The organism is Alkanindiges hydrocarboniclasticus (assembly GCF_001982605.1).
Classification (GTDB): domain Bacteria; phylum Pseudomonadota; class Gammaproteobacteria; order Pseudomonadales; family Moraxellaceae; genus Alkanindiges; species Alkanindiges hydrocarboniclasticus.
In genome coordinates this window covers 1-543 of record NZ_MLCN01000092.1, presented here as the reverse complement: position 1 = coordinate 543, position 543 = coordinate 1, and the positions used below count along the sequence as shown (strand labels likewise).

Genomic DNA, 543 nt, shown 5'->3' with positions numbered 1-543 from the left:
AATAATGTGGGTAATGAGATAAAAAAGCAAAATTTGTATGAAAGTAATGAGACAAAAGCGCATTTATTTAACAGTATCTTTGAATTGTTATTTTCTGTCCATAATGCCTATATTGACGTATTAAATAAATACAAGCCTAATTCTATAAGTTGTTTAAATGAGGTCAGTATTAAAAAGTCTGAATCCTTATTTGATAATATCAGAAAAAATCGTATTGATAATAGCCAACTGAAAGAAAAGCTGCTGGATGTATTGACTATTAATCCTTACTATACAGAAGCTTATTTATACTATTATAATAAGTATAATGATACAGATGGAGTATTAGAAAAAACAGCCTTATTTTTTGGTATAGATATAGTTAGCGAGAAAAAAATAGCTGAGCTTAAAAGACAGATTGAATTAAACACAACAAAGATGGATGTTAATGAGAAGATAAACTTTGCAAATAATTATTCAAAAAAAATTGGTCTGCAAAAAAATATTAATCTTAGTAACTCTTTAGTAGTTCAAGACAAACAGCAAAGGACTTTCAATGGTGTA

Annotated in this window: 1 protein-coding gene; it reads left to right on the top strand. The window is 26.9% G+C overall.

Going from position 1 to position 543, the window contains the following annotated elements; genetic code table 11:
* Window positions 1-543: hypothetical protein (locus BKE30_RS16155; RefSeq protein ID WP_158073218.1), on the top strand; the 543-nt coding region annotated here is incomplete at both ends.